General features: G+C 42.3%; 16 protein-coding genes and 1 pseudogene. 15 read left to right on the top strand and 2 right to left on the bottom strand.

The annotated features are described in order from the left end of the window. Positions 1–73: 73 nt before the first annotated feature. Together GJV22_RS10355 and GJV22_RS10350 are read right to left on the bottom strand one after the other, a co-directional pair. The gene (locus GJV22_RS10355; RefSeq protein WP_163712621.1) at positions 74–850 is read right to left on the bottom strand and encodes an enoyl-CoA hydratase-related protein; all 777 of its coding nucleotides are present in this window, start codon (positions 848–850) and stop codon (positions 74–76) included. Positions 851–935: 85 nt separating this feature from the next. Then, on the bottom strand, positions 936–1685 hold the full coding sequence (locus GJV22_RS10350) for an enoyl-CoA hydratase/isomerase family protein (RefSeq protein ID WP_163712618.1): 750 nt from the start codon (positions 1683–1685) through the stop codon (positions 936–938). A gap of 262 nt (positions 1686–1947) precedes the next feature. Here GJV22_RS10350 and GJV22_RS10345 point away from each other — a divergent pair, with 262 nt between their 5' ends. The 15 genes and pseudogenes from GJV22_RS10345 to GJV22_RS10280 all read left to right on the top strand — a co-directional run bounded on the left by GJV22_RS10345 (position 1948) and on the right by GJV22_RS10280 (position 25552). Next, positions 1948–2529, top strand: a complete 582-nt coding sequence (locus GJV22_RS10345) for an RNA polymerase sigma factor (protein WP_163712615.1) — start codon at positions 1948–1950, stop codon at positions 2527–2529. A gap of 61 nt (positions 2530–2590) precedes the next feature. Then, the gene (locus tag GJV22_RS10340; protein WP_163712613.1) at positions 2591–3604 is read left to right on the top strand and encodes a FecR family protein; all 1014 of its coding nucleotides are present in this window, start codon (positions 2591–2593) and stop codon (positions 3602–3604) included. A 95-nt stretch (positions 3605–3699) separates the two neighbouring features. Further along, complete coding sequence (locus GJV22_RS10335; RefSeq protein WP_163712610.1) at positions 3700–7188, top strand: TonB-dependent receptor; 3489 nt, start codon at positions 3700–3702, stop codon at positions 7186–7188. Between the two features lie 33 nt (positions 7189–7221). Beyond that, positions 7222–8631: a RagB/SusD family nutrient uptake outer membrane protein gene (locus GJV22_RS10330; protein ID WP_163712607.1), complete on the top strand. Its 1410-nt coding sequence runs from the start codon at positions 7222–7224 to the stop codon at positions 8629–8631. Between the two features lie 154 nt (positions 8632–8785). Continuing rightward, on the top strand, positions 8786–10165 hold the full coding sequence (locus GJV22_RS10325) for an MGH1-like glycoside hydrolase domain-containing protein (protein ID WP_205461831.1): 1380 nt from the start codon (positions 8786–8788) through the stop codon (positions 10163–10165). A gap of 35 nt (positions 10166–10200) precedes the next feature. Further along, positions 10201–11760 (top strand): glycoside hydrolase family 28 protein, encoded by a 1560-nt coding sequence (locus GJV22_RS10320; protein WP_163712604.1) that lies wholly within the window; start codon positions 10201–10203, stop codon positions 11758–11760. Positions 11761–11880: 120 nt separating this feature from the next. Next, complete coding sequence (locus GJV22_RS10315) at positions 11881–12201, top strand: RagB/SusD family nutrient uptake outer membrane protein (protein WP_163712601.1); 321 nt, start codon at positions 11881–11883, stop codon at positions 12199–12201. Between the two features lie 419 nt (positions 12202–12620). After that, positions 12621–14270 carry a glucose-6-phosphate isomerase gene (pgi, locus tag GJV22_RS10310; RefSeq protein ID WP_163712599.1) on the top strand — a complete coding sequence of 550 codons (1650 nt, stop codon included), beginning with the start codon at positions 12621–12623 and terminating at the stop codon, positions 14268–14270. 408 nt (positions 14271–14678) lie between these two features. Then, on the top strand, positions 14679–15227 hold the full coding sequence (locus tag GJV22_RS10305) for an RNA polymerase sigma-70 factor (protein ID WP_163712596.1): 549 nt from the start codon (positions 14679–14681) through the stop codon (positions 15225–15227). A gap of 104 nt (positions 15228–15331) precedes the next feature. Then, complete coding sequence (locus tag GJV22_RS10300) at positions 15332–16324, top strand: FecR family protein (protein WP_163712593.1); 993 nt, start codon at positions 15332–15334, stop codon at positions 16322–16324. A gap of 151 nt (positions 16325–16475) precedes the next feature. Further along, positions 16476–19661, top strand: a complete 3186-nt coding sequence (locus GJV22_RS10295) for a TonB-dependent receptor (RefSeq protein WP_163712590.1) — start codon at positions 16476–16478, stop codon at positions 19659–19661. A gap of 12 nt (positions 19662–19673) precedes the next feature. Continuing rightward, positions 19674–20966, top strand: a pseudogene (locus tag GJV22_RS10290) (RagB/SusD family nutrient uptake outer membrane protein); the annotation flags it as partial. 50 nt (positions 20967–21016) lie between these two features. Beyond that, positions 21017–21217 carry a RagB/SusD family nutrient uptake outer membrane protein gene (locus GJV22_RS22410; protein ID WP_394367541.1) on the top strand — a complete coding sequence of 67 codons (201 nt, stop codon included), beginning with the start codon at positions 21017–21019 and terminating at the stop codon, positions 21215–21217. A 111-nt stretch (positions 21218–21328) separates the two neighbouring features. Then, complete coding sequence (locus GJV22_RS10285) at positions 21329–22426, top strand: alpha-L-fucosidase (protein WP_163714965.1); 1098 nt, start codon at positions 21329–21331, stop codon at positions 22424–22426. A gap of 339 nt (positions 22427–22765) precedes the next feature. Further along, positions 22766–25552, top strand: coding sequence for a glycoside hydrolase family 78 protein (locus GJV22_RS10280; protein ID WP_163712584.1), 2787 nt, complete (start codon positions 22766–22768; stop codon positions 25550–25552). Positions 25553–25568 lie beyond the last annotated feature (16 nt).

The raw sequence follows: 25568 nt of genomic DNA, 5'->3' as shown, positions 1-25568 counted from the left end.
TGTTAGTTATCCAACGCAACAAAAACAGCTCATCCAAAGCGGATGAGCTGTTTTTTGTTGTTATCGAGGTAGGTTATTTCCCCTTAAATTCAGGTTTCCGTTTGTCAATAAATGCCTGTATACCTTCCTGCGAGTCCTGCGTATCAAAGCACGCCGCAAACGAGTCAATTTCAACTTCAAAGCCATTCTGTTGATAATAGGCATTTGCGCACTCAATAACCTTTGAAATTGCTCCCGACGATTTAGCGATTATTTTGTACAGAAGCTCCAAAACCTTCGTTGTTAATTGGTCTTTGGGTGTCAGGTGGTTGACCAATCCGAGCTGCAGTGCCTCCTGTGCATTGATGAAATCACCGGTCATCATCAGCTCTGTTGCTTTACCTTTCCCGATGTACCGGATGAGGCGCTGCGTTCCTCCGTATCCGGGAATGATGCCCAGATTGATTTCCGGCTGGCCGAACCGGGCCTGTTCCGACGCGATTCTAAAATGACAAGCCATGGCAAGTTCCAGTCCGCCGCCCAAAGCCAATCCGTTTACCGCTGCGATGATGGGTTTCGGGCAATTCTCAATCTTGGAAAACAAGTGGTGTCCTGTCTGAGACAGCTTTCTCGCGCCATCACCCGACAGACCGCTCAGCTCTTTGATATCAGCTCCGGCAACAAAGGCTTTTTCTCCGCTGCCAATAATGAAGGCAGCTTTTATATCCTGGCCGGAGATAATTTGGTCAACAATTTCATCGAGCTCCCGAAGAACCTGGCTGTTTAACGCATTCAATTGTTCCGGGCGGTTGATTTCTACTTTAAGAATTCCGTTGTTCAGACGTGTATTAAGCAGTGATTTTTGGAACATAATTTCTAAATTAATGTTTTGTCCCGACTTTTTCTGTCAACAGAGACCGCTGCTTTGAAGCGATCGAGCCAAGATACAGTCGCACCTATTTAATCTTAATTTGCTGAAGATTTTCCCGTGTTTTTGGCGAATACCAAATGGCACATACTTCCTGAATTGATGCTTTCTCGCGGTTTACCATTCTTTCGGCAACCGGTTCGCGCAAGAGCTTTTTAATGCTGTTAAATGCAGTCGCGTCTTTTTTACCTAATTCGCGGGCTTTAGCTTCTGCCTCGCTGGTTAGTTCTTCCTCGGTCGAAACCTGGTCAATCATTCCAAGTGTCAATGCTTCTTCGGCCATATACATCGATCCGCTGAAGAGAACCTTTTCCGCATTTTTCCATCCTGCGCAATAGCCCAGCATTTCAACAGATCCGGCTAATACCGACGATCCAAAGCCAATCTCGTTGAGCGCTATTTTTGATTTTCCGGAGACCATTATTTTCCAGTCGCAAGCCGAGGCTAACATGCATCCACCGGCCATCGTATGTCCGTTTAGCGCTGCAATAATTGGTTTTGGAAAAAGAAATACACGGGTATACAGGTTGGTGAACTGGGTTAGGAATTGGGCGAAATCATCTTTTGAAAACGACAGGAATTCGGGAATGTCGAAACCGAAGGAGAAGAATTTCCCCTGACCGGTCAGGATGATCGAATTGATTTCCGGATCAATCTCTAAGTCCGATAGGCATTCATCCAGTTCTGCCACGACAACTTCATTGATGGCATTTACCTTTCCTCTTTGCAATGTAATTGTTGCAATTCCTTCATTTTTTGAAACCGATATGAAATTCATATTGTGCGTGTTTTTTATTCCGATTGGCGGTTAATGTTGAAACAGGGACAAAATTTGATTTGTCCGGCATGAGGAGTCAAATTTAAAGAACATTCTAATTCATCTTTAAAATATCAATAAAATCAGTTTTGTTTTTAATGCTTTGATAGCTTAACCGGATTCGGGTGCTTCCTGTCAACGACAAGATATTAGCCTTCGAGCTATGAAAAATCAAAAATCAGAAATATCTTAGCCGTTCCTAACACTGAAGAACCAAACTGATTTGCACAAACTGGAGCTAAACACGGAGAAGGAACTTGTCACCCGATTTATTTCAGGCGACCAGTTGGCTTTTGAGCTGTTATTTCATCGCTATAAAAACAAGCTTAACGGTTTTGTGATGAAACTGGCGCCTTCTCAAATTGATCCCGATGAGGTTGTCCAGAAAGTGTTTATCAAAGTTTGGATACAGCGGGATAAAGTCAAGCCCGAAAAATCATTTTCCTCATTTCTATTTACCATCGCAAAGCATGAGTTAGTCGATCAACTGCGGAATGCGATCAATCGGAAACTTTATTTTGTCGGTGACGAGGCAATTTCTGATCTGTTGATTTCGGACAGCACGGCCGAAACTGCAAAAATAGAGTTGGAAGAAAAAGTTACCGGACTGATTGAGAAGCTCCCCGACAGAAGACGGCAGATATTTGAAATGAGCCGTTACAACGGTTTAACCTACAGGCAAATTGCAGAAGAACTGGGGATTTCCGAAAACACAGTCGACACTCAAATTCGGCTGGCACTGAACTTCATTCGCAAAGAGGTCACGAAGGTGAAAGTGATACTATTGGCAATTTTCTCGAAATAATTTCATTTTTCCTTCACGGAAAGCTATTGGTGTATTCGTATCAAAGGTAAAACACACACCTATGAACGATCACATTCAATCACTTTTGGGTAAATTTCTTCGGAATGAACACTTGAATGAAGGTGAATTACGAGAACTCAAATTTTGGTTTGATCGACCTGGAAATAATGCGGCAATTCATGGCTGGATGCAAAAAGAATGGATTGGAGCTGACGAAGTTGAATCGGAAGTAGAGTTTGAAGCTTTGATCAATCAACTGAATCGGCAGTATCAAACTTCGCTTCAACAACCGAATAGAACGATTCATCGTTTCCTCGTCCAATTTCAGAAAATTGCAGCCATCCTTTTTTTTCCGATTCTTTTGCTGTTGGGCTATTATTTGTTCAATCGTTCAGACAGCACCGGTGAATATGCGGAGATAATCGTTCCGCAGGGGCAGAAATCGGAAATCATACTTCCCGACAGCAGCCATGTTTGGATTAACTCGGGGTCTCGGTTGAAATATACAACAGGCTTTTTAAACGGGTCATCCCGGGATGTTTTTTTGGAAGGTGAAGCCTACTTTGAAGTCGTTAAGCAAAACGGAAAGCCTTTTGTCGTTCGCATGAATCATGCAGCTGTAAAGGTTTTGGGAACAAAGTTCAATGTGAAGGCTTATGCTGATGAAGAAACGGTAGAAACCTCGCTGCTCAGCGGAAAAGTCAATTTCATTTTGAACGACGGGCTGGAAAGCAAGACCGTTTTGGAAATGATCCCGGGACAAAAAATGGATTTTAACCTGCAAACCAATAGCTACCAGGAAATGGCGTTTGTTCCCGATGAGATTGTTGGCTGGAAAAATAACCGGTTGATCTTTCGGGATGACACGTTCGAAAAGTTAGTTCGGAAAATAGAACGGTGGTACGATGTTAAAATTCAATACCAGCATGAACGATTGAACGATCAACGGTTGACGCTGGAATTACAGGAGGAGGAAAGTATTGATCGTTTGATGGAAATTATTTCCAAGGTGATGCACGTTGACTACGAAATCAATAATAAACTAATCAAAATAAGGCCGATGGAGAATAGTTGAAACCCAGATAAATGATAAACGGGTAGTCCTGCGCCAACATAAACTACCCGAAATCTTACGTAAACAAGAAGTTTAACGAAAAACTAAACAAACTTATGAAAAAAAGTAAAATCTATCCGCATTGGTGGAGTAATCTGCTATGCAAAAAAATCTTCAGAATTATGAAACTGATTTTGATTCTAACCTTTTCGGGCGTAATGGCATTTGCTTCAAAATCCTATTCCCAATTATCAACGGTAACACTTGATTTAAAAAAGGCCTCGGTTGTTGAGATTTTTGATATGCTTGAGAATCAGACTGACTATCAAATAGCTTACAATAGCAACAATCTAAATCTGAATGACAGGATCGATTTAAAAGTTGAAAACCGACCTATTTCGGAAGTACTCGATCAGATTCTCAATGGTAGCTCAGTTCAATATGAATTTGTTGGGCGTTATATTGTTATATCCGACAAAAAGGGAACTGAAAGTCTGATCGATTTCAGTCAACAGTCTCTTACTGTTAGTGGTAAAGTCGCAACAGCCAAAGGGGAGCCAATTCCCGGTGCAACGGTTGTATTAAAAGGAACAAGTACGGGAACAATCACGGACACTGATGGTCATTATTCGTTGCCAAATGTTCCTGGTAGTTCAATTTTGACGATTTCATTTGTTGGAATGAAAACGATGGAAATACCGGTCAACGGTCAACAAGTAATCGATGTTACTTTGGTCGAAGATGCGATTGGTTTGGAAGAAGTTGTGGCCATTGGATATGGATCAGTTAAAAAGAGAGATTTAACAGGATCCGTGGTTTCGATTGGAGCTGATAAATTGGAAGACCGGCCTTATACGAATGCCATGCAATCACTGGCTGGACAGGTGTCAGGGGTTCAGATCATGCAAACACAAGGTGCTCCGGGTTTGGCACCAACCGTAAAAGTGAGGGGAGCGTCGTCTATTAACGCCGGTACAACTCCTCTGTATGTAATCGATGGTATTCCTTTGGAAGACAACACAACCAATTCAACAAGTACCGGTGCCAGTTCAGGCAGCAATATGGACTTCAACCGTAACCCGTTGAATTTTATAAATCCGAATGATATTGAGTCAATTGAGGTGCTGAAAGATGCTTCTTCGGCAGCAATTTACGGTTCTCGTGGTGCCAACGGTGTTGTGCTGATTACCACCAAGCAGGGGCGGGCCGGTAAAACGAAAGTTGAGGCTAATTACGAATTTGGGGTATCGCAAGTAAAGCGTAAAACAGACATGATGGATGCCAAGCAGTGGATGGAATTCCAAACGGCTGCCAGAGATAATTCATGGGCTACTATTGTAGCAGCTAATCCTTCGGCAACAAGAGGATTAAACGTGACAGTCCCGACTGAATTTTCCGATCCGGAATGGATTGCACGCATTGGAAACGGAACCGACTGGCAGGATGTTTTATTCCGCACGGCACTGTCGCATAACTTGCAAATATCGGCTTCGGGAGGAAGTGATAAAACACAATTTATGGTCTCAGCCGGTTATCTGGATTCAGAAGGTGTTGTGGATCAAAATACCTATGATCGCATCAATCTGCGTTCCAACCTGAAACATCAGGTCTCTGACAGGTTGCGACTGGGAGTAAATGTTGGAATTAGCCGAACAAAAGAAGCTCCTTATGGTACGGCCGGAAAGTCGGATGTTGTGAGTTTGGCTCTGCAAAGTGATCCGATTTTCCCCTTATACGTTGAGACCGGAAGTCTTGGGTTCAAAGACCCCGAATCGATCTGGAATACCTTTGTCAAGTATGGTATGCAACTGTGGCATCCTTATTCGCTGACTCGCGAAGCGCAGAAAAAGAAAACCACGAATGTCATTACTGCCAATTCATACTTCGAGTGGGATGTGATGAAGGATTTGAAATTTAAATCATCATTGAGTACAAACATCGAAGATTCCTTCTACAACTTTTACTGGAACGAAGGTCAAAATTGGGGATACTCCGGATGGGTTCCGGCAACAGCTGATTTCATCACCTTACAATCGTTTAACTGGATTTGGGAGAATACGGTTAATTACGCCAAGACAATTAATGATGTTCATGATATCAGCGTATTAGCCGGTTACAGTGTTCAGGAACAACGCACTGACTATAGCAACATGCGCGCCGGTAGCTTCCCGAACGACTTGGTACATACCTTAAATGCCGGTGTTGTGAACAGTGGCAGTACTTCAGCACAAGACTGGTCATTGATCTCTTATCTTGCACGTGTAAATTATTCATATAACGATAAATACTTGCTGACAGCAGCTATTCGTACCGATGGTTCATCGCGCTTCGGAGCAAATAATTTGTGGGGGTACTTCCCTTCAGGTTCACTTGCCTGGCGCATGTCTCAGGAAGAATTTTTGAAAGATGTTTCCTGGCTCGATAATTTGAAAGTTCGATTGAGTTATGGGGTCACCGGTAACAACCAGATTCCAAACTACGGGTCAATCGGTATCCTGGGTTATTCTTCATACGTTAGCGATGGAACAGTTGAACAAGGTATTTATACCGAAACTTTTGCCGACAAAAATTTGAAATGGGAAAAAACAGGTCAGACTAACTTCGGTATCGATGCAAGCATGTTTGATCAGCGTATCAACCTGACTGCAGATGTCTATTATTCAAAAACCCGTGATTTGTTACTTGACGTACCAATACCAATTTTGACAGGTTTTTCTTCAACCTTAACCAACATTGGAGAATTAGAAAATAAAGGGATTGAAATTAACCTAAGCACCCGAAATATTGATCGTGATTTTAAATGGAATACCGACTTCAATATTTATGCAAACCGCAACAAAGTGTTAAAGCTTGGCGAAAACGATGCTCCAATTGATATCAATGTGAGTAGTATGACATCGCGTACGGTAGTTGGAAGGCCAATCGGGATGTATTACGGATATGTTATTGACGGTGTTATTATGTCGCAAGCAGAACTAAATAGCGGAGCATATCCAGTGTGGGCGGGTAGCGAACCCGGAGATCCAAAAGTAAGGGATGTGAATGGAGACAATCAGATTACTTCAGATGACCGTACTTTTATTGGAAATTATGAGCCGGATTTCTCATGGGGTATGACAAATACCTTCTCTTATAAGGGTGTTGAGTTGTCAGTCATGTTGAGAGGAGCCCACGGCGGTGAAGTGATGAACCACAACGCGCGCTATCTGAAGTCAGGCGTCGGTGGTGGTAACCGAAACATGTACGAAGAAGTGTCCAACTTCTGGAGATCTGAATCCGATCCCGGTAATGGAATGATTCCGAAACCCCGTATGCTGCCAACTACAGTTCGTGACTTTGGATCCAGTTATTGGGTTGAAGACGGATCATTTGTACGAATCCAAAACATTCGCATTGGCTACAATCTTCCTGAAAATTTAGTTGACAGATTGAAAGTGGATGGCGTGAAGCTTTATCTGAATATGGAAAATGTATATGTATTCTCTGATTACTTGGGATATGATCCTGAAGGAAGTACTTATCAGACTGGTGTTTTAGTAGGTTTCGATTATGGTGCCTATCCAAATCCGTTTGTAGCAACAGCCGGTTTAAACATTACGTTCTAAACATTCAGATGTAACCATTTAAAACTTAGAAAAATGAAAAAATTAAGATATATCCTGATTCTATTTAGTATGATCTACTTCGGATGTGGTGAAGAATTTTTGGATCGGACTCCAATTTCAAATCCCAATGAAGCGGACTTTTACAAAACTGAAGCTGATATTGAAACCGCACTCTGGTCGGCTTACAATACGCTTTATACCACTTACGCACCCGAAAGTATGCCTTCGTTTTTTGGCGAGCTGATGTCTGACAATGCTTATAGCGATAATGCTGCCGGTCGTATACAGGACTATGAAGGGTTTGAAAACCATACAATGAGCGATGATAATGAGTTGGTTTTGGGTTACTGGAATAACTATTACCAGTACATTTATATTCTGAATAATATTATCGTAAATGCAGAAAAAGCCGATTTCGATTCGAAAAATGCCTTGATTGGTGAAGCCCGGTTTTTGAGAGCGATGTATTATTTCGATATGGTTAGAGCCTGGGGAGATATTCCGTTAGTCTCAAATCCAATTAGTATTGATGAAGCTTATGCGCAGGGACGCACACCAAAAGCTGATGTTTATACTTTAATCGTGGAAGATTTAAACTTTGCTGCTTCTAATTTACCGGCTAAAGCTGGCGAACGTTTTGTTGGAGCAGCAAACAGCGATGCGGCAAATACCTTGCTGGGTAAAGTGTATCTCACTTTGGGAATGAAAACAGAGGCCGCTCAGGCACTTCAAAAAGTGTACGGCAAATTCGAATTGGTACCTTATGCCGATTTGTGGGATTTGAACAAGAAAAACAACGCTTCGTCGATTTTTGAAATTCAATATAAAGGAGGTATCTCAAATCCATACAGCTTATACTGGGCCATGTTTTCGCCGCTGGATAACCGGATTGTTACAGCTTGGGGAGCCGGTTTTAACCAGGTGACACCGGATTTGTGGGACGCTTATGAAACCAACGACCCAAGACGCGATCTCTCCATTCAGGATGGTTACACGTCAACCGACGGAAGTACGGTCGAAGTTAAGTTCCCGATAAAGTGGAAAGATGAAAATGCGGAAGTGTCGGGGTTGCGCGAAGCGGCCGACAACAACTTTATTATTCTGCGTTACGCGGATGTGTTGTTGATGTTGACCGAAGCAACCGGTGACGAACAGTATCTGAATGAAGTTCGCGATCGCGTGGGCTTACCCCATTATGGTGCTGCCGGCTATCCTTCAGCATACAATACAGTTGCTCTAGCACTGGAACATGAGCGTCAGGTCGAGTTTGCCTTGGAGTTCCATCGTTGGTTCGACTTAATTCGCACCGGACGGGCTATTGAAGTCCTAAAAAACTCAAGTAAGAACATCACGACCACGGAGGAAAAACTTTTGTTGCCAATTCCGTTGGAGGTGATTACTCAAAATCCGGGTGTTATAACGCAAAATGAAGCCTATAAATAAAGGGAGTTAATAGAAACGCTATGAAATTGAATAGCTAGCTGAACACTGCCGATCTGTATTCCTGCCGATCGGCAGTTTCAATTTATAGAAAGTTCGCTCATTTTAGTAATTTTAGACTGCCTGCATTTTTAAACCAAATTAATACGAACGACCTGTGAAAAAAAAATCCATCCGATTACTTTCCGGCATTGTTGCGGCATTTCTGGCGTTGACCGGAAGCACCGCTGCACAAAACACAAAAGGCGAAATAAACAGGTATTCCCACATCATTAAATCAAACGTCTATCAGGATTTTAAGAAGATGTACCGCCCACCAAGCGGGGCCTTGAAGTTTCCTTTTTTAACACCCGGAAGTAACCAGTATGCTAATGTATTGTGGGACTGGGATTCCTGGTTGAGCAATGTTGCACTTCGCCAAATATTAGCGGATGTGGGTTCTCCTGCTGATTCGAAAGAAGCTTTGGAATATGAAAAAGGCTGTGTCTTGAATTTTCTGAGTTATGGTGATTGGGACGGCTATATCCCGATTGTTATCTGGGAAGATTCGAATCCCCGGGATTTCGAAGCCGACGAAATATATAAAATGAATATGCACAAGCCGGTTTTGGCCCAGCATGCTGCTTTTTTGTGTCAGGTTCAGGATAATGACGCTGATTGGCTGCGCGAAAAATTTTATTACCTGCAAGCTTTTGTTAACGCCTATAACGCCTATCATCGGGATAAAAATACGGGCTTATTTTACTGGCAAACCGATGTGGCTATTGGAGTCGATAATGACCCGTGTACCTTTTTTAGACCCAACGGAAGTTCTGCTTCAATTTACCTGAATTGCCTCATGTATCGTGAACTGTTGGCGATGGTCTACCTTGCTGATTGTTTAAAGATACCACAGCTTGGCGAGGAGTTTAAAAACGATGCGGTCAAACTGAAAGCTGCGATTCAGGAGCATTGCTGGGACGAGCGTGATGGTTTCTTCTACAGTGTCGATTTAAATTTGCGACCAGTCAGGATTCAGCCCGACAAATCGTTGGGAAAGGAATTCATGATTCATGCCGGTTATCCCCGGGATTACGATTGTTTGATTCAGCGAATAGAGGTATGGTCGGGATTTTTGCCTTTATGGGCAGGCATTGCGACACCGGAACAGGCCGAACGAATCGTTCAGGAACACTATGCTAACCCAAAAACATTTAACTCTCCCTCGGGTGTTCGTACGCTTTCCAGGATGGAAAAAATGTACAGCCTCAGAGCCAGTGCAAACCCATCGAACTGGAGAGGTCCGATTTGGGGAATTTCAAACTATATGGTTTTTCGTGGTCTTGTTCGCTATGGATACGGTCAGGAAGCGACTGAATTGGCGACCAAAACGGTAAATTTGTTTGGCCGCGACTTTGAAACGAACGGGGCGCTCCACGAATACTATGAGCCGGAAACAGGAGAGCCCTTGTTGAATAGAGGATTTCAAAACTGGAATTACTTGGTCATTAATATGCTGGCATGGCTCGAAAACAGACCGGTGGTTGGCGAGTTTTAGATAAAATCAATTCAAATAAAACCAATACAAAAAAGATGAAATCAACTGCACTTATTGGCTGCATTTTTACCTTGTTATTATGTGTAGGAAAACTGTCTGCCAAAGAATACAATATACTCGACTATGGCGCTGTCGCTGATACGAGTGTTGTTAGCACAAAGGCCATTCAACAAGCCATTGATGATTGCGGAACGAATGGAGGCGGTAGCGTGCTGGTTCCCTCAGGCCTGTTTAAAACAGGATCGCTGTTCTTGAAAAGTCATGTTAATCTTCATCTTGAAACGGGGGCTGTTCTGTATGGAAGTAAAGATCTGAATGACTATCAGAAAATAAAGCCCCAATACATTTCGCTTAGAACCCAAGAGGCAACGATTCAGCTTATTTATGCAGAAAACCTCACGAATGTGAGCATCAGTGGGTTTGGAACCATCGATGGGCAAGGGGCTGTTTTTAAAAAGCTGAGTTGGAATGATGAAGGAATCACCCGGCCACATTTGCTGCGGTTTATTACTTGCCGGAATGTGCTTATTGAAAATGTCCGGTTGCAGAATTCCGGTTGCTGGATGCAGCATTACCTGGCTTGTGAAGATTTGCAGATTAGGGGACTAAAAATTTTCAACCGGAATAATTACAACAACGATGCGTTGGATCTGGATGGCTGCCGGAATGTGACGGTCTCCGACCTAATTTGCGATTCGGACGATGATGGGGTGACCTTAAAAAGTACTTCGCCACGCCCCTGCGAAAACATTGCGATTACAAATTGTGTCATCAGCAGCCGCTGCAATGCGATTAAAATGGGAACGGAATCGAACGGTGGTTTTCGGAATATCACCATTTCGAATTGTGTCGTGAAACCATCGACGATAAAAGAACCGACCTTTTATGGTAAGCCAACAGGGAGTTCAGCCATTACCCTGGAGATCGTTGATGGCGGAAAAATGGAAGGAATCAGTATTGACAATATTGTCGTGGATGGAACCGAAGGTCCTATTTTTATTCGGCTTGGAAACCGTGCCCGAACCTATCAAAAAGGTTTGATAATTGATCATATTGGCGAAATTAGCGATGTTTCGATCAGTCAGATAACTGTTCGCAATGGCGGTAAAACAGCCTGCTCGATAACCGGACAACCTAGTTTTCCTGTTCGGAATATTAGCTTGTCAGATATACAAGTTCAGACAGCAGGAGGAGGATCGTTGGACGATTTTGAACGCCCGGTTGAACATCTGCCAAAAGACTACCCGGAGTCCACCATGTTTGGTTTCTTGCCGGCTTACGGATTTTATGTGCGATACGCGGAGAACATTCAATTTAGAAATATCAGTTTTCAGAGCATGCGTGAAGAGGCAAGGCCAACTTATTTTTTCGAACAGGCAGAAAATATAGTCATGGAAAGCCCTAAATTCAGGAATATGCAAGGAGGCGAGATTGGAATCTACATGAAAGAAACAGACGATGTAGCGATACTTAATGCGCAGGTATCGGAGCCGTTAAAAACATTGGTCAGGTGTGCAGCTGCGGAGACTTCAAACATCACCATTTTTGGTTCGGTGTTACCGGAAAATTGCCAGAAGCTCGAAGGAGAAAAGTAAAAAAGGAATTAGGAGCGGCACTCTGTTTGTTTTGAGTTTAAGTAGCGTAAAATTGTCGGTCCATGATTAATAATTGTTTCGAATAAGATAATTGGTTCTATTTTTTGATTTGGCAGTCTATTGGGCGACGAAGCAAAGGCTGCTGTGTATCTGAATGTTTTGCGTGAGCGTGCATGTCGCGATGCGGCCGACTTTGATGCTAACATGAAGTTGTCGACAGCTTCTATGGAAGATGTATACGATGAATATGCCCGTGAGCTTTGCGGTGAATTTGGTCGCTGGCCGCTGTTAAAACGGCACCAGGCTTTTGAAGAGCGACTGCCGTCAGCGATCCCGCGTGCAGCTTTGTCCTTTAGCGGTAAAAATTATTTGCGTCCAATTTCGTACGATTTCCTCAGCCAATTTGATAATGCAGATGAATATGGCACAAATGGTTATTAGAGAGTTGCCGGATTATATGGCAGAATAATTAGTTAATTTTGATCTTGGAAAAAAAGGTTGCTCGATTTGTTTTCGGGCGACCTTTTGTTGTATTGATGCAGTGATTTTCACGAATGTTGCAGATCGCCCTTTGTGTTGTTTGTTTTCGAGTAGGACTGACTTTGTTGCGATAGTAAGTTTGCATGGCGTGAAGTTGGTATTCGTGTTAATTTATAAAAAGCAAAGAATCAAAATTGAGTCTATGCCCAAAAGTTGATTTCTGAAAAAAGAAAAGAACGGTTAATTCTGGCGTTTACAAATCGATTTTGGAGCAATTGAATGGTTCTAGATTTACAATCTATTATATCTTTGTTTCCCATTATTGCCTGAGCAACTGGTCAAGAATTAAATGAACCAAATCAAAAATAAAATTAAATATTATGTTGCCAACTGTTAATCCTACCACAACAAAAGCCTGGAAAGCATTGGAGGCCTATTTTGCCGAATTTAACGGGACACAAATCAAAGATCTTTTTGCCAAAGACGAAAAGCGGTTTGAAAAGTATTCACTGCAATTCGAAGAGATATTACTCGATTTCTCAAAAAATATTGTCGACGATAAAGTTCGATCACTTTTAGTGCAGCTCGCTGAAGAATGCGGGTTAAAATCAGCTATTGAAAGCGAATTTTCAGGTGAAAAAATCAATCAAACTGAAAACCGTTCAGTGCTTCATGTTGCTTTACGTAACCGAAGCAATACGCCGATTTTAGTGGACGGTAAAGATGTCATGCCTGAAGTAAATGAAGTGCTTGACCAAATGAAAGCTTTTTCCGAAAGTATAATTTCAGGAGAATGGAAAGGTTATAATGGCAAAGCGATTACAGATATTGTAAACATCGGTATCGGTGGTTCGGATCTTGGCCCGTTAATGGTCACTGAAGCGTTAAAATCCTACAAAAAAGAAAATATAAACCTGCATTTTGTTTCAAATGTTGATGGTACTCATATTGCCGAAACATTGAAAGCTGTAAATCCGGAAACAACCTTGTTTATCGTTGCTTCGAAAACCTTTACGACACAGGAAACAATGACCAACGCCAATTCGGCTAAATCGTGGTTCCTGGAGGCTGCCAAAGACGAGAGCGCCGTTGCGAAGCATTTCGTGGCATTATCGACCAATGCAGGTGCCGTTTCTGCTTTTGGTATCGACACCAAAAACATGTTCCGTTTCTGGGATTGGGTTGGCGGTCGTTATTCATTGTGGTCGGCCATAGGTTTGTCAATTGCCTGCGCCATTGGTTTCGATAACTACGTAGCACTGCTTGAAGGAGCACATGCCATGGATAATCATTTTAAATCGGCGAACTTCGACGAAAACTTTCCGGTAGTTTTAGCTTTAATCGGTATTTGGTATAACAATTTCTACGGAGCCGAAACTGAAGCCATTTTACCTTACGACCAATACATGCATCGTTTTTCGGCCTATTTCCAACAAGGAAATATGGAAAGTAATGGTAAATATGTCGACAGAAACGGCGAAAAAGTTACTTACCAAACCGGCCCGATTATTTGGGGAGAACCGGGAACAAATGGTCAGCACGCTTTTTACCAATTGATTCACCAGGGTACCAAGCTTATTCCCTGCGATTTTATGGCACCCGCCATTAGCCACAATCCGCTGAGCGATCACCATCCCAAATTGTTGGCTAACTTCTTTGCACAAACCGAAGCCTTGATGGTCGGTAAAACGCCAGAGCAGGTTGAAGCCGAATTGAAGGCAGCAGGTAAGTCGGCCGATGAGATTGCAGCTTTGCTTCCGTTTAAAGTGTTTGAAGGAAATATTCCAACCAATTCATTTTTGTTCAAAAAATTGACTCCATTTACATTGGGTGCGTTAATCGCAATGTACGAGCACAAGATTTTTGTTCAGGGAATCATTTGGAATATCTTCAGCTTCGACCAATGGGGCGTTGAGTTGGGCAAACAATTAGCCAACCAAATTTTGCCGGAGTTAGGTGGTGACGGAAAAGTAACGGGCCACGATGGTTCTACAAATGGCTTAATTAACGCTTACAAAGCGATGCGTTAATAAGATTGGATTTTACATTTATTCAATAATATAAACAGAAAAAACTGCATCATGCAGTTTTTTCTGTTTATAGCTGTCCCGATTGTTCATTTATGACATTTCCTTTTAGAGGATAAAACGTTTAGAGTGCTGAGAAAATGAATTTTTACCCGGAAGCGAGTGGGAGTAGCAATCTTGATAAAAAAAAAGCTAACTCTGCATAAAACGTTTCAATAATGGAAATGATACAAGGGTTATTTGGATTGGACAGAGAAGGTCCCATCGTTAATAGTTTTTAGCGATGGCTTGATGGTTTTCAGAGAATATTCTAGTTTCACTTTTTTTTTGTGTTGTAAACGTTTTCATATATGTTTGTTAATTGATTATTTCATGCAGTAGGATCTACTGTTTTACCAGATATCAACCAAAATGAACTTTAAACCGACGAAAAAAATCTCGAGCACTGCTTTGCCAACCGAAAAGCAGTTTGAATCAATTTTTCGGGAGTATTTTGTTCGTTTGTGTTGTTTTGCTGATCGATATACCAACAATATTGAAGAGTCGAAAGAAATTGTCCAGGAGGTTTTTCTAAAAGTTTGGGATAAACGCGATGTATTGCCGATGGACGATGATTTAAAGTTTTACTTGTTTCGATCGGTAAAGAATGCCAGCCTGAATTTATTACAACACAAACGGGTTGTCGATGACTTTCAATCCGTACTTTACTTGTTATATACGGCAGATGGAAGTGAAAATCAGGTTTTTCAATCGCTGGAGGTTATTGAGCTGAAGGAAAAAATTGATGCTGCTGTAGCAAGTCTTCCCACAGAATGTCGACGCATTTTTCTACTGAGCCGGGATATGGGATTAAAGTATGCTGAAATTGCGCAAGAACTCAGCGTTTCGGTAAAAACGGTTGAAACACAAATGAGCAGGGCGTTGTCACGCCTTCGTCGGCTACTAAAAGAGTATCTGTAAACGACCATTTTGGTGCTTTTCAAAAGAAAAGAAAAATAAATCGAAGATTTTTGTCAGGGTAAATTAATCGTGAACTGTATTGCTTATATAGAAACATAGTTCACATGGCTTCAATTATTGACGAAAAACGATTAGTTCGCTTTATTCTTCGGGAAACAACGGAGGATGAAGACAAAGATATTATTGGTTGGGCATCGCAAGCTGAAACCAATAGGGAAGAGCTTAGGCTATTTTACGAAACCTACAAATTAAGTACTCATGATCAGTTGTCGACAAAAATCAATGTCGATCAAGAGTGGGATGAATTTTATTCTCGGCGTTTAACCCAATCGAAGGCGCCGAAATCAATCTTTTTTCAGGCCTCAAAAAAGTGGATCAATATTGCGGCGTCAGTATTAATTCTGATCAGTATTGGTTTTGCAGGTCTTCAAACTTATCGGTTGTCCCATATTGAAAAGTCCGGGCACCAGTTGTTAACAGTGAGAGTGCCATCGGGCGAAAAATCAAATCTGGTTTTACCTGACGGTAGTGTTGTTTGGTTAAATTCCGAATCAATTCTCAGCTATAACGTCGACAATCCTCGAAAAGTGAACTTGTCAGGGGAAGGCTACTTCGATATTACCAAAGATCCGAAACATCCTTTTGTTGTAGAGACACTATCGGGAATGAATATCAGGGTGCTGGGAACTCAATTTAATGTTCGAAACTATGAAAACGAGCCATTTGAGGCCACCTTGGACGAAGGAAAGATTGAGCTTTTTGGGAAAAGACTCTCGCAAGATCAGGCGATTAAGCCAGGGGAGCAAGCCATACTGGAAAATGGGACGCTAAAGATTCGGGAGGTTGATCCGGCAATGTATAGTGTTTGGCGAAACAATGAACTAAAATTTGAGGATATCACTTTTGCAGAACTGGTGCCTCGAATTGAACGCTGGTACGGTGTGAAAGTAGAATTGGACCCAGCGCTGGCAAATCGGGATTATTTTACGATGACCATTAAAACAGAAAGTATTCGCGAGTTATTCAAAATGATGCAATTAACTTCAAATTTTAAATATGAGATAAACGGTAGTCATGTACAATTGAAACCAAACTAAAAAAGGAAAGTGTTGCAGCACTTCCCTTTCCATTTATTACGGTTGCAGCCGTAACAAATTTGTTAATAATAAACAATACAAACTTATGAAAAAAAATGGTATGAAATTTCGGATACCCCTATGGTATTTTCCGAAACAAATTTTGCGTATTATGAAACTAACTGGCCTGTTTTTACTGATGGCTTTTCTTCAGGTTTCTGCAAGCGTTTATTCGCAGAACTCAAAGATGTTGCATATCAAAGCAGCTAACGAATCCATTGTTAATGTTTTGAAAGAAATCGAAGATGAATCAAATTTTACTTTTCTTTTTAATCGGGCAAATGTTGACGTTGATCAGAAGGTAAATGTTGACTTTGAGTATTCGGACATTGAAAAGGCATTGGATATCCTGCTGAAAGGAACGAATATCAGATATCGCTCGTTCAACAACAGTTACGTACTTTATTCTGAAGACAACAATTCTGAATATTATAATAGTCAACAAACCAAGACTATAAATGGGACGGTGACTTCATCAGATGGTTTTGCAATTCCGGGCGCAACAATCGTCCTAAAAGGAACGAGCGTTGGTACGGTTACCGACGCCAATGGGAATTACACCCTTACTAATGTTCCCGCCGATGGGACATTGGTTTTTTCGTTTGTGGGAATGCAGTCCCGGGAAATCAGTGTTAATGGTCGTGGTGTTATTGATGTTCAATTGGAAGAAGAAACAATTGGACTTGAGGAAGTTGTTGCCATTGGTTATGGAACAGTGAAGAAAAGGGAATTGACCGGATCTGTGTCTTCTGTGAAAGCTGAAGATTTTAATGAGATTGCAGCCAGTGATGCCATGCAGCTTATTCAAGGTAAAGTTGCCGGTTTAAGTATAACCCGCACCAACGGTGGCGACCCAACCGAAGGATTCGAGATTCGCTTGCGTGGATCTTCATCTATCAGTGCCGATCAGGAGCCTTTGGTGGTGGTTGATGGGATTCCAGGTGGCGATCTGAACGCGATTGCTCCTGAAGATATTGAGTCAATGGATATTTTGAAAGACGGTTCCGCAGCTGCAATCTATGGTACGCGTGGTACCAATGGGGTAATCTTGATTACCACCAAACGCGGTAAGCAAGGTAACATGCAGGTTGAGTTCACATCGAAATATACAACACAGTCGATCCTGAAAAGAGTTGAAGTATTGAATGCTGACGAGTATCTCCAAATGAAAACCAAGCTTGAAACAACGCATCCAGAAGTTGCTGCCGGGATGGTGGACTATGGCTACGATACAGATTGGTTTGATGAGATTACCCGCACACCTTTCAGCCATGTTCAACACTTGTCGCTAAGTGGTGGAATGAATAAAACAACCTATCGTTTATCGATGTATTACACTGATCAGGAAGGGGTGATGCTCAGTTCTGAATTGGGCGAATATCGGGCCAATTTGAATTTACGCCAGTTAGCACTGAATGATAAACTTCAATTCACCGTTCAGTTGGGTTTGTCTGACCGTACCGATCACCCGGTAAACTACGACGCATTCCGCCAAGCAATAAAGCGTAACCCGACCGAGCCGGTATACAACGAGGATGGTAGCTTGTTCGAAATTGATGGCTGGCAATACGAAAACCCGGTTGGCCAATTAACTGAACGTACTCGCGATAATACATCATCATCGTTATTTGCCAATTTGGGGGTCGAACTGTACATGACTGATTGGTTGAAAGCAGGCGTTGTTGGTGGTATGCAGAAATACCGTTCGCTCGATGGCTATTACGAGCCGAGCTATGCATTCACTCAGGAAACAGCCGGTACCACAGGTACTGCGAAACGGGTAGCATCGGCCAACGAAACCAAAACATTGGAAACAACCCTTGATTTCAACAAAGAAATGGGTGGACACACAGTAAGTGCAACAGCCGGTTATTCTTTCCAGGAATTCACCAATGAAGGCTTTGAAGCAGAGAATTCTAATTTCATATCCGACGATTTGTTGTATAACAACATCGGATCGGGAACGAAACTAACAGATGGAAATGCGGATATGAGTTCTTACAAGCTTGCAAACAAACTAGTCGGCTTTTTTGCCCGTGCGTCATATAACTACAAAGGAAAGTATTTTTTGTCAGCCAGTGTACGGCGCGAAGGTTCTTCTAAATTTGGTGCAAACAACAAGTGGGGTACTTTCCCTGCCGTATCCGGTGCCTGGGATTTAACCAGGGAAAGTTTTATGGCTGATTCTAAATTGGACCAATTGAAGGTGCGTGCTGGTTATGGTGTAACCGGTAACCAGGGGATCGATCCGTATTTGTCTTTATCAAGAATGGGGCAGTCGGGCTTCTTCTTTTACAATGGTGAGTTTATCCCAGGATATGGCCCCGTTAGTAACCCGAATCCGAACCTGAAATGGGAAACCAAACACGAATATAACTTCGGGATCGACTGGTCGATGAACAGAGGAATTCTTAGCGGTACAGTGGACTTCTACATTCGCGATACTAAAGATTTGCTCCATTTATACGATGTACCTGTTCCTCCAAATCTTTATGAAGAAACAATGGCGAACGTTGGTTCCATGCGCAACTCGGGTATTGAGGTGAGCTTGAATGTGCTTGCAGTGAATAAAAAGGATTTTACCTGGAATATCTCGTTCAATGGGGATTGGAGAAAAAATGAACTGCTGTCCTTATCGAATGATTATTACCAATTGGAGTACCGAAATGTAGGTGAAATCGGATCTCCGGGTGTTTCGGCCTGGACTCACCGTTACTACGAAGGTGGTTCAATCGGAAACATTCACGGTTATATTTATGAGGGACTGACAGAAGATGGAAAATGGATTTTCAAAGATACTGATGGTGTTGAGGGAATTACAATTGAAGACCGGACAGATATTGGTAATGGTATTCCGGATTTCTATGCAGGGCTGACCAATACTTTTAAATATAAAAATTGGGATATGTCCATTATGTTCCGGGGAATGTTTGGCCATCAAATTATTAACATGAAGCGAATTTTCTACGAAAACCCAATCATGTTACCGTTGAACATTATGAAGTCAGCAATGGATTCTGAAATATGGGATACGCAGAACTTCTCAAGCTACTATGTTGAGAACGGCGATTTCGTAAAATTGGACAACCTGACTTTTGGCTATACATTACCTCTGAAAAGCAAAAAATGGTTGAAGGCCGGACGAATCTTCTTTACAGGAACGAACTTGCTTGTGATTACAGGGTATAAGGGAATTGATCCGGAAGGCGCAATTGGAGGATTAACTCCCGGCTCTGACAATCGAGGAGATTATCCAAGTACCCGTACGTATACAATTGGCTTTAACCTAAAATTTTAAAATCGAGGAATCATGAAAAAACTTATCATACTTTTCGCACTATTCGGCATGTGGTCGTGCACGAACCTCGACGAGGAAGTCTACGATACCATTGTTAGTGACGATTTTTATCAAACGGAAAAACAAGTACTGGCAGCGGCAGGGCCTGCATATAACGAATTAAGAGGCTTGGTTCAGGTATCCGGAATGTGGGGGATTAATGAACTGTCTACCGATGAAGCGGTATTACCTACCCGTGGAATCCACTGGGATAATGGAGGTATTTACCGTCGGTTGGCATTGCACACCTGGACTTCGGAAGAAGGGTATTTTAACGACGCCTGGAGATACGTTTACAATACCATTTCAAACTGTAACCGCATTTTGTATCAGTTCGATTTAATTGAGGACAAGAGCGATGCATTGATCAGCATTATGAACGAGCTGAAAGCTGTTCGGGCATTTGCATATTTCACCGGTATGGATGCATTTGGGAACATTCCAATTGTTGATAAATTTGATGTGCCTGATGGTTATGCTCCTGAGAACAATACAACAGCCGAAGTTTTTGAATTTATAAGAACAGAGCTTGAAAGTAGTCTCGACGTTTTAAGTAAAGCGAAAGACATGACAACATACGGGCGCATGCACTATTATGCAGCGCAGGCTATTTTAGCCAAATTATACCTGAATGCAGAAGTTTATGTTGGTGATGAAATGTGGGATGAATGTATTGCAGCCTGTGATGATGTTATCACGAATGGTGGCTATTCGTTGGCAAGCGACTACTACTCCAACTTTGCCATTGAAAATGAAGGTTCTTCGGAAAACATTTTCGTAATTCCCTTCGACGATACCTATACCACATCATGGGGGTATATGAATCAGTTTCAGTACTGGACTTTGCACTTTACTGCCAATAGAACCTTCAATATGGAAGCAGGCGGATGGAACGGTTTCTGTGCTATGCCTTCATTCTACAATTCTTACGATGAAGATGATTTAAGACGCAATGCCTGGTTGGTAGGTCCTCAGTTATCATCCAGTGGTGAGCAATTGTATTGTAACCAGGAGTTGGCAGGAAAGCCACTCTCATATTCAATTGAGCTGACTTCACTGGAAGGTTCATACGAAGATGAAGGCGCCCGGTTAGCAAAGTATGATTATACAGGAGCAAAAAACTGGACTGTCTCTTGCGACTATGCAGTAATCCGTTACGCCGATATTTTAATGATGAAAGCGGAAGCCCTGATGCGTAAAAACGGGGGAGCTGCAACTGCCGAGGCTGTCGACTTGGTAAACGAAGTTCGTGCACGTGTTTTTGAAGATACAACAGGTAAATTATACACAACAACTACCTTAACTATGGATGCCCTATGGATGCCCTGTTGGCAGAACGTGGCTGGGAGTTTGCCGGGGAAGGCTGGCGTCGTAACGACCAGATCCGCTTTAGCGATTTTACACAAGGACGCTGGACGTTCAAGGACAGCGATTCGCCTGCAACACGCAGTATTTACCCAATACCACAATCTCAACTAAACTCTAACCCAAATCTGGATCAAAATCCAGGATATTAAAGTTTGATTAGCATTAGAAAAACAGGGACCTCTCGGGGTCTCTGTTTATGCTTTATCGACGATCTGTTTTATAGCCTACAGGTTTTATTATTTATTTTGACGGAATACGCCATGACTTCATTTTACAACCGACGTGACTTTATCAAAAAGTCAGCGTTAACGGCCGGCGCAGCTAGTGTTTTTATTCCGGTTTTATCCGAAAGTAGATACGATTCCAAGAGCACCGATCTTTCTCCTGACAAGCGAGCTGTGCAGCGTTTGCCTATGGATCAGCTCAAGAAGTGGGAAGAACTAAAGTACGGCATGTTCATTCATTTTGGCATGAGCACTTTTTCAGGTGAAGAGTTGGGAACAGGAAAAGACCCTGCATCATTGTATAATCCAACAGAGCTCGATGTGGATCAATGGGTGAAAGTTGCCCGTGATGCTGGGATGAAGTATGTTATTCTCACGGCAAAGCATGTATCCGGACACTGTTTGTGGCCAAGCCAGTACACAGACTACCACGTGGGAAACTCGGGCAATACGACCGATGTAATACAGGCGTTTGTTGTCGCTTGCCAAAAATACCAGCTGAAAGCCGGATTTTACTATTGCAGTTGGGATAATCATCATTTATTTGGTTCAGCCACGCCCTCAAATGTCGAATGGGAAGACAAATTTACAACCGCCAACTATGTGCAATTTCAATTGAACCAAATCGAGGAACTAATCACTAATTATGGTCCCTTTATGGAGGTTTGGGTAGATATTCCCGGTATGCTCAGTTACCAGGACCGTGTTCGGGTGTACGAAAAAATTACAAACCTTAATCCCGAAACGCTTATCATGATGAACGGGGGAGCAGGACCTAATCATTCAATAAAAACAGATTATTCCTGGCCAACCGACTTGTTGTCGATGGAACGCGGTCTGCCCGCTTCGCGTGATGGATACAATGCCCGGTATACCGTAAAAAATTACCTGGGAGAGGAGGAAGAGTATTATATCCCCGGTGAGGTATGCGACACCATTTGCTACAATTGGTTTTGGAAAGGACACAAGCGCGTTCGCTCGGCAGCGGAGGTTTTGGGAATGCGCTTGATTGCAGAAGAAAGAGGTGCGAATTTTCTGCTAAATGTGTCGCCGGATCAGCGAGGACTCATACCCCAACATCAAATTGATGCGCTGAACGAATGTGAAAGGTTGTATCAACTTTGTCGAAACTAGGATAAATAGGGAATAAATGATAACGAGCTTTCGATTTTGAAATTCTACAGCTAAAAATGCGCTCGATATAGAGCGTGGCGAATCAAAAAAACATGGCCAAATTCGTTCGTAACGTTTTCAGATTAAAAAATAATTGTCTATAATTAAAGATCACAAATACAGTGATATACGAAATGTAAACGTTATCATTAATTTTCTAGAAATTAGAAGTTTATCATCAAGCTGAAGACTGACTCAATTTTCAGAATTACTGACAAAGGGAGCAAAAAATGACGTTTTACATGAATAAGCAGCTGGATTTAGACCGATAAAACCGATCGAAAACACAAACTAAAACTAATGAAACAACTAACTTTTCTCCTTTTTAGTCTGAGCTTATTCTTTGCCTGTTCTTCTCCGAAGAACCGTATTGAGGTATCGGAGTGCTCGCTTGAAGGCTTTTCTGTGAGACTGGCATTGATAGAAACACTGCACCCGCAATTCAGTTGGAAGATGCAATCTGATTTTGGAGGGACCAATCAATTTGCTTATCAAATTGAGGTTGGCTTTGATTCAAAAGATTTGGAGACCAATCAAGTTTGGAATTCAGGAAAAATCGAATCAAAACAAGCTCAGTTAATCCCTTATGGAGGCGAGGCGTTAAAGGCAGGAGACAGATATTTCTGGAAAGTTAAGGTTTGGGATGAAAAAGGGAACGAGTCGGCATGGAGCGAAGTTTCCTCTTTTCAGGTTGGATTGCCGAATAAAGCTGATTGGGATGGTGCCAAATGGATTGGATATGAAGAATTAACCGCTGATAAACGTTTGGTCGAAGGAGTAAGCGGCTATGGTGATGTTTCAAAAGATAAGGTTGAGGAAAGAGCGATCGTACCGCTGTTTCGGAAAGAATTTGCGGTTGATAAATCGATCGCTTCGGCAACGCTTTTCGTTAGTGGCCTAGGGCAATACGAAGCTTCGCTGAATGGGCAAAAAGTTGGTGATGCTTTCCTTGCTCCGGGTTGGACGCATTACGATAAAACGGCTTTGTACAACAGCTACGACGTAACAGAATTACTTCAAAACGGCGATAATGTATTGGGAGCCATTGTCGGAAATACGTTCCATTACAACAATCGCGAGCGCTATCGTAAGCTTATTATCGCTTATGGTTTTCCGAAGCTGATTTGCAAACTACAATTAAAATATGCCGATGGCCGAATCCAAACTGTTATCTCTGATGATAGTTGGAAAACATCGCCATCTCCAATCACCTACAGTGGAATTTATGGTGGTGAAGATTACGATGCTACTCTTGAACAGTCAGGATGGAATAAAGCTAGTTTTGACGATCAAGCTTGGCAACCTGTCAAATTGGTCCAGTCTCCTGCAGGCCAATTAAAAGCCGACCTGAATTATCCGATTAAAGTGATGGAGACTTTCAATCCTATAACAATCAAGCAGATTAACGATACGGTTTGGGTGTACGATTTTGGTCAAAATGCGTCTGGAATTATCGATGTAACGCTGAAAGGTGAAAAAGGACAAACCGTTAAATTCTCTCCAGGTGAAAGTCTGAAAGAAGATGGCACTGTTAGTCAACGCGGTAGTGGTTCTCCATACTATTATAAATATACCTTGAATGGCGAAGGCGAAGAAAGCTGGCAACCTCGGTTTTCCTATGTTGGTTTTCGATATGTGCAGATTGAAGGTGCGCATCCCGATTCTGTTCGGTCGCAGTTACCGGCTCTATTGAAAATACAATCCTTACACACCCGTAATTCGGCTCCCCAAGTAGGGACTTTCGAATGTTCAAACGAGCTATTTAACCGTACTTTCGACCTGATCAATTGGGGGATTAAAAGCAACCTGCAGTCGGTAATGACTGATTGCCCAACCCGCGAAAAATTGGGTTGGATTGAGCAAACCCAGTTGATGGGAACCAGTGTGCACTTCAATTTCGATATTTATAAACTTTACCAAAAGTTGATTGCCGATATGGAAGACGCCCAAACTGAAAAAGGTTTGGTGCCAAGCATTGTTCCCGAATACATCAACTTTGAATATTACGATGCTGCTTTCCGCGATTCGCCGGAGTGGGGAAGTGCGTCAATCATTTTACCCTGGCTGATTTATAAATGGTATGGTGATGCTGAAGTGATGACTCAGGCCTGGCCAATGATGCAGCGTTACATGAGTTATTTGGAAAGTAAAGCCGATAATAATATTCTTTCGCATGGTTTGGGCGACTGGTACGATGTTGGTCCCAACGAGCCGGGCTATGCACAACTGACTCCGGTTCCGTTAGTGGCGACCGCTACCTATTTCTACGATGCACAATTGATGGCTAAAGTTGCGGCTAAATTGGATAAAAAGGATCAAGCTGACCATTTCGAAGAATTGGCCCAGAAGATAAAAGCAGCTTTCAATAACAAATTTTATAAACCCGACTCGGCTATTTATGCTACCGGAAGTCAAACGTCGATGGCCATGCCGCTAAGTCTTGGTCTGGTTGACAAAGCGAATGAGGCAAAAGTTTTAGAGAACCTGGTAGCAAAAATAGATGTGGATAATAAAGCGATTACAGCAGGTGATGTTGGCTTTCACTATTTGGTTGATGCGTTGACTCGCTTCGGGAAATCGGAATTACTTTATGAAATGAATAACCGCGATGATGTTCCCGGTTATGGTTATCAGCTTAAAATGAGAGCCACTTCGTTGGCTGAGTCTTGGCAGGCATTGCCGTCAAAATCGCTAAATCACTTGATGCTTGGCCATTTGATGGAATGGTTCTACCAGGGATTGGGTGGCATTCGGCAAGCGGAGAATTCATTGGCTTACAAATCAATTGTCATTCAACCGGAGATTGTCGATGAACTGACTTACGCCAATGTATCATTCGACTCACCTTACGGAACAATCGTAAGTAATTGGAAAAAGAATGAAGACTCATTCATGTTGCATGTAGAAATTCCGGTGAATACCACGGCTAAAGTAATTTTGCCATTTGAGGGTGAGGTAGAAGCTCGGGCTTTACAGCCATCGGAAAATGGCATAGAGCTAATGAAACTGCAGGAAAAAGTGACCGGAAACTCGGTTTGCGAAATCCAATCGGGCAGCTATGAATTTGAAATCAAAATCAAACAATAAACCGGTCATTGACCGC

The sequence above is a fragment of the Mangrovibacterium lignilyticum genome (genome assembly GCF_010882175.1).
Classification (GTDB): Bacteria; Bacteroidota; Bacteroidia; order Bacteroidales; family Prolixibacteraceae; genus Mangrovibacterium; species Mangrovibacterium lignilyticum.
The sequence above is the reverse complement of the archived record's forward strand: the minus strand, read 5'-3'. Positions and strand labels throughout refer to the sequence as shown.

Bases quoted from the DNA above. Each gene is read 5' to 3' on its own strand.
- GJV22_RS10355 (WP_163712621.1), bottom strand. From the start codon at position 850: ATGTTCCAAAAATCACTGCTTAATACACGTCTGAACAACGGAATTCTT.
- GJV22_RS10285 (WP_163714965.1), top strand. From the start codon at position 21,329: ATGACTTCATTTTACAACCGACGTGACTTTATCAAAAAGTCAGCGTTA.
- GJV22_RS10300 (WP_163712593.1), top strand. From the start codon at position 15,332: ATGGCTTCAATTATTGACGAAAAACGATTAGTTCGCTTTATTCTTCGG.
- GJV22_RS22410 (WP_394367541.1), top strand. From the start codon at position 21,017: ATGGATGCCCTGTTGGCAGAACGTGGCTGGGAGTTTGCCGGGGAAGGC.
- GJV22_RS10340 (WP_163712613.1), top strand. From the start codon at position 2,591: ATGAACGATCACATTCAATCACTTTTGGGTAAATTTCTTCGGAATGAA.
- GJV22_RS10305 (WP_163712596.1), top strand. From the start codon at position 14,679: ATGAACTTTAAACCGACGAAAAAAATCTCGAGCACTGCTTTGCCAACC.
- GJV22_RS10295 (WP_163712590.1), top strand. From the start codon at position 16,476: ATGAAACTAACTGGCCTGTTTTTACTGATGGCTTTTCTTCAGGTTTCT.
- pgi (WP_163712599.1), top strand. From the start codon at position 12,621: ATGTTGCCAACTGTTAATCCTACCACAACAAAAGCCTGGAAAGCATTG.
- GJV22_RS10280 (WP_163712584.1), top strand. From the start codon at position 22,766: ATGAAACAACTAACTTTTCTCCTTTTTAGTCTGAGCTTATTCTTTGCC.
- GJV22_RS10350 (WP_163712618.1), bottom strand. From the start codon at position 1,685: ATGAATTTCATATCGGTTTCAAAAAATGAAGGAATTGCAACAATTACA.
- GJV22_RS10330 (WP_163712607.1), top strand. From the start codon at position 7,222: ATGAAAAAATTAAGATATATCCTGATTCTATTTAGTATGATCTACTTC.
- GJV22_RS10320 (WP_163712604.1), top strand. From the start codon at position 10,201: ATGAAATCAACTGCACTTATTGGCTGCATTTTTACCTTGTTATTATGT.
- GJV22_RS10335 (WP_163712610.1), top strand. From the start codon at position 3,700: ATGAAAAAAAGTAAAATCTATCCGCATTGGTGGAGTAATCTGCTATGC.